This window comes from Aeromonas sp. HMWF014, assembly GCF_963878295.1.
Classification (GTDB): domain Bacteria; phylum Pseudomonadota; class Gammaproteobacteria; order Enterobacterales; family Aeromonadaceae; genus Aeromonas; species Aeromonas popoffii.
Map to the genome: position 1 here is coordinate 3,484 of NZ_CAWNYS010000540.1, position 5,786 is coordinate 9,269.

At 61.3% G+C, this 5,786-nt stretch carries 5 protein-coding genes and 1 pseudogene; 3 read left to right on the forward strand and 3 right to left on the reverse strand.

The window, feature by feature from the left end:
• From AAC083_RS23410 to AAC083_RS21060, 3 genes and pseudogenes are all read right to left on the reverse strand, one after another.
• Nucleotides 1-429: pseudogene (locus AAC083_RS23410) on the reverse strand (L-arabinose isomerase); the annotation flags it as partial.
• 20 nt (nucleotides 430-449) lie between these two features.
• Nucleotides 450-1,148: an L-ribulose-5-phosphate 4-epimerase gene (locus AAC083_RS21055; protein ID WP_042035467.1), complete on the reverse strand. Its 699-nt coding sequence runs from the start codon at nucleotides 1,146-1,148 to the stop codon at nucleotides 450-452.
• Nucleotides 1,145-2,836 (reverse strand): ribulokinase, encoded by a 1,692-nt coding sequence (locus AAC083_RS21060; protein WP_108537632.1) that lies wholly within the window; start codon nucleotides 2,834-2,836, stop codon nucleotides 1,145-1,147. The genes AAC083_RS21055 and AAC083_RS21060 overlap by 4 nt, the downstream gene beginning before the upstream one ends.
• 2 nt (nucleotides 2,837-2,838) lie before the next feature.
• Here AAC083_RS21060 and AAC083_RS21065 point away from each other — a divergent pair, with 2 nt between their 5' ends.
• From AAC083_RS21065 to araG, 3 genes are all read left to right on the forward strand, one after another.
• Complete coding sequence (locus AAC083_RS21065) at nucleotides 2,839-3,084, forward strand: hypothetical protein (protein ID WP_146181757.1); 246 nt, start codon at nucleotides 2,839-2,841, stop codon at nucleotides 3,082-3,084.
• A gap of 112 nt (nucleotides 3,085-3,196) precedes the next feature.
• The gene (locus tag AAC083_RS21070) at nucleotides 3,197-4,180 is read left to right on the forward strand and encodes an arabinose ABC transporter substrate-binding protein (protein WP_108537633.1); all 984 of its coding nucleotides are present in this window, start codon (nucleotides 3,197-3,199) and stop codon (nucleotides 4,178-4,180) included.
• A gap of 75 nt (nucleotides 4,181-4,255) precedes the next feature.
• Entirely contained in the window at nucleotides 4,256-5,755 is a 1,500-nt protein-coding gene (gene araG / locus AAC083_RS21075) for an L-arabinose ABC transporter ATP-binding protein AraG (RefSeq protein WP_108537634.1), read from the forward strand.
• The last annotated feature ends 31 nt before the right edge of the window (nucleotides 5,756-5,786 follow it).

Consider the following 5,786-nt stretch of genomic DNA (forward strand, 5'->3'; position numbering starts at 1 on the left):
CGGCAGCCGCAGGCGGGCGCCCATGAAACCGAACTCGCGCCCGCCATGGGCGGTCTGGTTCAGGTTCATGAAGTCCATGTCGATCTCGCGCCAGGGCAGGTCGCGGTTGAACTGGGTGTGAAATTGCAGCAGAGGCTTTTGCAGCTGACTCAGGGCCGGGATCCACATTTTGGCGGGGGAGAAGGTATGCATCCACACCATGAGCCCCACGCAGCGCTCGTCATGGTTGGCATCCCGGGCAACCGCGCTTATCTCATCGAGTGTGGTGCCTGTGGGCTTGAGCACTATCTTGATGGGCAGCCCAGCCCCCTCGTTGAGCTGGCTGGTCATGGTATGGGCATGATCGGCCACCTGCTTCAATGTGGTCGCGCCATACAGGTGCTGGCTGCCGACCAGAAACCACACTTCCAGCTGTTTCATCAATTCCATGATCTTGTCCTCTTTATTGATCAAGTTTCGGTCTGGCCGTAATAGGCGTGTTTGCCATGTTTGCGCTGGTAGTGTTTTTCCAGCAGGTAGTCTGGCAGAGCGTGAGCCTGCGGGTTTATCTGGCCGGTGAGCCACGCCATGCGCGCCACCTCTTCCAGTACCACGGCGTTGTGCACCGCCTCATCCGCATCCTTGCCCCAGCTGAAGGGGCCGTGATTGGCCACCAGCACCCCCGGCATGGTGAGAATGGGGATCCGTTGCAAGGTCTCGACGATGAGGTGACCGGTCTGTCCCTCGTAATCCTCCTCTACCTCCTTTGGGGTGAGCAGGCGGGAGCAGGGGATCTCGCCATTGAAATAGTCGGCCTGGGTGGTGCCAAAGATAGGGATAGAGCGGCATGCCTGGGCCCAGGCGGTGGCGTGGGTGGAGTGGGTATGTACCACGCCGCCAAGCGCGGGATAGGTGCGATAGAGCACCAGGTGGGTGGCGGTGTCGGAGGAGGGGCGCAGCGCCCCCTCCACCTGCTTGCCTGCGAGATCCAGCACCACCAGATCCTCCAGCCGCATCCGCTCGTAGCTGACGCCGCTCGGCTTTATCACCACCAGACCCCGTTCCCGGTCGATACCGCTCACGTTACCCCAGGTGAAGGTCACCAGACCGTGGCGCGGCAAGTCCAGGTTGGCGGACAGCACCTGCTCCTTGAGAGCTTGAAGGTTCATGCCTGTACCCCGCGGTTGTAGAGGGGCTCGGCGGCGGCGCCCCAGGCGAGGTAGCGCTGGTAGAGCCGCTCATACTCGGCGACCCGCACCGGATCCGGCTGGTGGGTGCGCTCCACGGCGCTCGCCATGTGGCGCTGAGCCTCGGCCACATCGCCATGGATCCCGGCCGCCACGGCGGCGAAGATGGCCGCCCCCAGGGCGCAGCACTGATCCGAGGCCACCACCTGGATGGGTCTGTTCATCACGTCGGCGCAGGTTTGCATCACTGTTGTTGATTTGCGGGCGATGCCGCCCAGGGCGATCACCTGTTCCACCGGCACCTGCTGGCGGGTCAAACACTCCATGATGCTGCGAGCCCCGAAGGCGGTGGAGGCCACCAGAGCGCCGAACAAGTCGGGCGCATCCGTGCCGAGGTTGAGCCCGGTAAGGGTGCCCTGCAGGCGCTGGTTGGCATACGGGGTACGGCGGCCGTTGAACCAGTCGAGCACCACTGGCAGGTGGGCCAGATCGCGTTGCTGCTCCCAAGCGGCGGCGAGGCTCGGCAACAGTTCCCGCTTGTGGGCTTCGATGGCGGTGTGAAGTTCGGGGGACTGGGCGGCGAGCCGGTCGAGCGGCCAGCTCAGTTGGCGCTGATACCAGGCGTAGATATCGCCAAACGCCGACTGTCCCGCCTCCAGCCCCACCATGCCTGGTACCACGCTGCCGCTCACCTGGCCGCAGATCCCTGTGATCGTGCGCCCGCCTATGGTGGCCTCATCGGCGATCAGGATGTCGCAGGTGGAGGTGCCGATCACCTTGACCAGGGTATTGTGGCCGGCCCCGGCCCCCACCGCACCCATGTGGCAATCAAAGGCGCCGCCGGCGATCACCACCTCGCAGGAGAGATGCAGCCGCTTGGCCCACTCTGGGGTCAGGGTGCCGACCGGCAGATCAGCAGTCCAGCTGTCGGTAAAGAGCGGGCAGTCGAGATCTTCGGTCAGCAGCGGATCCAGCGCGTTGAGAAAATCGGCGGGAGGCAGGCCGCCCCAGCTCGGGTGCCAGAGGGACTTGTGGCCGGCGGAGCAGCGCCCGCGCCTGATGTCGGCCGGGGCCTGGGTGCCGCTCAGGATGGCGGGCACCCAGTCGCACAGTTCGACCCAGTTGCAGGCCGCGGCGCGCACCGCCGCATCGCTGCGGGAGACGTGCAGGATTTTGGCCCAGAACCACTCGGATGAGTAGATGCCGCCTATGTAGCGACTGTAGTCGGGGAACTGGCCGCCGTGGCAGAGCGCCGTGATGGCCTCAGCCTCTTCGATGGCGGTGTGATCCTTCCACAGCACAAACATGGCGTTGGGATTGTCGGCAAACTCGGGGCGCAGGGCCAGCACTTGCCCCTTCTCATCGATGGGGGCGGGTGTCGAGCCCGTGCTGTCCACCCCGATACCGCGCACGGCGGCGCGCTGGATGGGGGTGAGCTGGCTCACCACCTGCACCACCGCCTGCTCCATGGATTCCAGATAGTCGAGAGGGTGGTGGCGGAACTGGTTGTTGACCGGCTGACAGTAGTGGCCGGCCTGCCAGCGTGGGTAATAGACGACATGGGTTGCCAGCTCGGCGCCGTCCTGACAGCGCACGGCGAGTGCCCTGACCGAATCGCTGCCAAAATCGAGTCCGATGACGATGTACTCGGACCTGGGGTGCTCAGACATAGGTGCTCCTGACCATCAATGAGGGGGACTGGGGAGGAACCATAGGAGATGGACTGGACGGGCGGTTAGCCATTGGCTGCTGGAAATATGGATTTAAACGCTATCAACGCAAGATGGTGATGGCTGTCCAGGATCCTTTATATGACTTTTTTGCTGAAAATATAGACAAAATGGCTGCAATTTTATGGCGTGATCCTGCTCTCCATTTTTTAGTGAGAAAACGTTTACAACTTGGTTTGTTCATCTAGCAATAACAATAACGTCATGTTTGAACATGTTTTTATGTGGCGGCTGATTGAGTTGTACGAACGGCCGCACTTCGTTGGTACATGGATTGATAGAACACTTGGAGACATTCACATGAACAAAATCGTTAAAGGCATGATTGCTATGGGGTTTGCCTTTGGTATGGCAAATTCTGCTTTTTCGGCCGAGGCGCTGAAGCTGGGTTACCTGGTCAAGCAGCCGGAGGAGCCCTGGTTCCAGACCGAATGGAACTTCGCCGACAAGGCCGGCAAGGATCTCGGTTTCGAGGTGATCAAGATAGCGGTACCCGATGGCGAGAAGACGCTCAATGCCATCGACAGCCTGGCGGCCAACGGCGCCAAGGGCTTTGTCATCTGTACCCCTGACCCCAAGCTCGGGGCCGCCATCATGGCCAAGGCCAACAGCATGGGTCTGAAGGTCATCACTGTGGATGACCAATTCGTTAACGCCAAGGGCCAGCCCATGGAGCAGGTGCCGCTGGTGATGATGGCCGCCACCAAGATTGGCGAGCGCCAGGGTCAGGAGCTCTACAAGGAGATGCAAAAACGCCAGTGGGATGTGAAGGCGACCGGGGTACTGGCCATCACGGCCGATGAGTTGGATACCGCCCGTCGTCGGGTCGAGGGTTCTTTGAGTGCGCTCAAGGTCGCCGGCTTCCCCGATGCCCAGATCTACCGTTCACCGACCAAGGCCAACGACATTCCGGGGGCACTGGATGCCGCCAACTCCATGCTGGTGCAGCACCCCGAGGTGAAGAACTGGCTCATCGTCGGCATGAATGACAATACAGTGCTCGGCGGCGTGCGCGCCACCGAAGGGCAGAGCTTCAAGGCCGCGAATGTCATTGGCATCGGCATCAACGGGGTGGATGCGGTGAACGAGCTCTCCAAGTCCAGCGCCACCGGTTTCCTCGGCTCCCTGCTGCCCAGCCCGGATGTGCACGGCTACAAGAGTATCCAGATGCTGCATGACTGGGTCGTCAATGGCGCAGAGCCAGCCAACTTCACCGAAGTGACCGACGTTGTGCTCATCACCCGCGACAACTTCAAGGTCGAGCTGCAGAAAAAAGGTCTGTGACAGGCGCGGTCTAACCTCTGACATCGATACCGGCATGGCGCAGAACCGCCCATGCCTGTGATCTGGAGTAAACACATGGATCAGTCAGTTCCTTATCTGGAGTTTTGCGGCATCAGCAAGGAGTTTCCCGGCGTCAAGGCGCTGCAAAACGTCTCCTTCTCCTGCCAGCAGGGCTCGGTGCATGCCCTGATGGGAGAGAACGGCGCGGGCAAGTCGACCCTGCTCAAGATCCTGAGCGGCTTTCAGGCGCCCACCACCGGGGTGGTGAAGCTGGCCGGTCAGGAGCGGGTATTCCAGAGCACGGTCGATGCGCTGGAGAGCGGGATCGCCATTATCTATCAGGAGTTGCATCTGGTGCCCGAGATGAGCGTGGCCGAGAACATTTACCTCGGCCAGCTGCCCACCCGGCATGGCGTCATCGATCGGGAGAAGCTCTATCAGGATGCGGTCAGGCAGCTGGCGCGCCTCGGCATGGATGTGTCGCCCGAGACGCCGCTCAAGTACCTGTCGCTCGGTCAATGGCAAATGGTGGAGATTGCCAAGGCCCTGACCCGGGATGCCCGGATCATCGCCTTTGACGAGCCGACCAGCAGCCTCTCATCCCGCGAAATAGATCAGCTGTTTCGGGTCATTCGCCAGCTACGGGACGAGGGTAAGGTGATCCTCTACGTCTCCCACCGCATGGACGAGATCTTCGCCCTGTGCGATGCCATCACGGTATTCAAGGATGGCCAGTTCGTACGCACCTTCGCCTCCATGGCCGAGGTCAGCCGGGATCTGCTGGTCAAGACCATGGTGGGGCGCGAGCTGACCGATATCTACGGTTACAGCCCAAGAGCGCTTGGGGAAGTGGGCCTGCGGGTGGAAAACCTGATGGGGCCCGGCCTGCAGACACCCATCTCGTTTGAGGTCAAGCGAGGGGAGATCCTTGGCATTTTCGGGCTGGTGGGGGCCGGTCGCAGCGAGCTGATGAAGCTCATCTTTGGTGCCGACAAGCTGGTCTCTGGCGAGATCTCGGTGTTTGGCAAACCTGTGCCCATTCGCAACCCCATTGATGCCATTCACTGCGGCATCATGCTCTGTACCGAGGACAGAAAAGCCCTCGGTATTATCCCCATTCACTCGGTGCAGGAGAACATCAACATCAGCGCCCGGCGCCACAAGGCGTGGTGGGGCTTCTGGATTAACCAAACATGGGAAGACGAAAACGCCCGGCTGCGGATCCGCGACATGCGGGTCAAAACCCCGTCCCCCTATCAGGCCATCATGCACCTCTCCGGCGGCAACCAGCAGAAGGCCATTCTGGGGCGCTGGCTCTCCGAAGACATGAAGGTCATTTTGCTCGACGAGCCGACCCGTGGCATCGACGTCGGGGCAAAAAACGAGATTTACAACGTGATTTACGATCTGGCCAAGGTGGGTATCGCCGTGGTGGTGGTATCAAGCGAGCTGCCGGAGGTGCTGGGCATCGCGGATCGGATCATCGTCATGCGGGAGGGGGAGATCGCTGGCGAGCTTTCCCACGATGAGGCCGACGAGGTCAAGGCGCTCAATCTGGCCATGCCGGCCCGTTGAGCCGCTGACTGCAACGAGATAGCACCCGGAA

Excerpts from the sequence above, each read along its gene's own strand:
- araG (WP_108537634.1), top strand. The coding sequence starts at position 4,256 with ATGGATCAGTCAGTTCCTTATCTGGAGTTTTGCGGCATCAGCAAGGAG.
- AAC083_RS21060 (WP_108537632.1), bottom strand. The coding sequence starts at position 2,836 with ATGTCTGAGCACCCCAGGTCCGAGTACATCGTCATCGGACTCGATTTT.
- AAC083_RS21055 (WP_042035467.1), bottom strand. The coding sequence starts at position 1,148 with ATGAACCTTCAAGCTCTCAAGGAGCAGGTGCTGTCCGCCAACCTGGAC.
- AAC083_RS21070 (WP_108537633.1), top strand. The coding sequence starts at position 3,197 with ATGAACAAAATCGTTAAAGGCATGATTGCTATGGGGTTTGCCTTTGGT.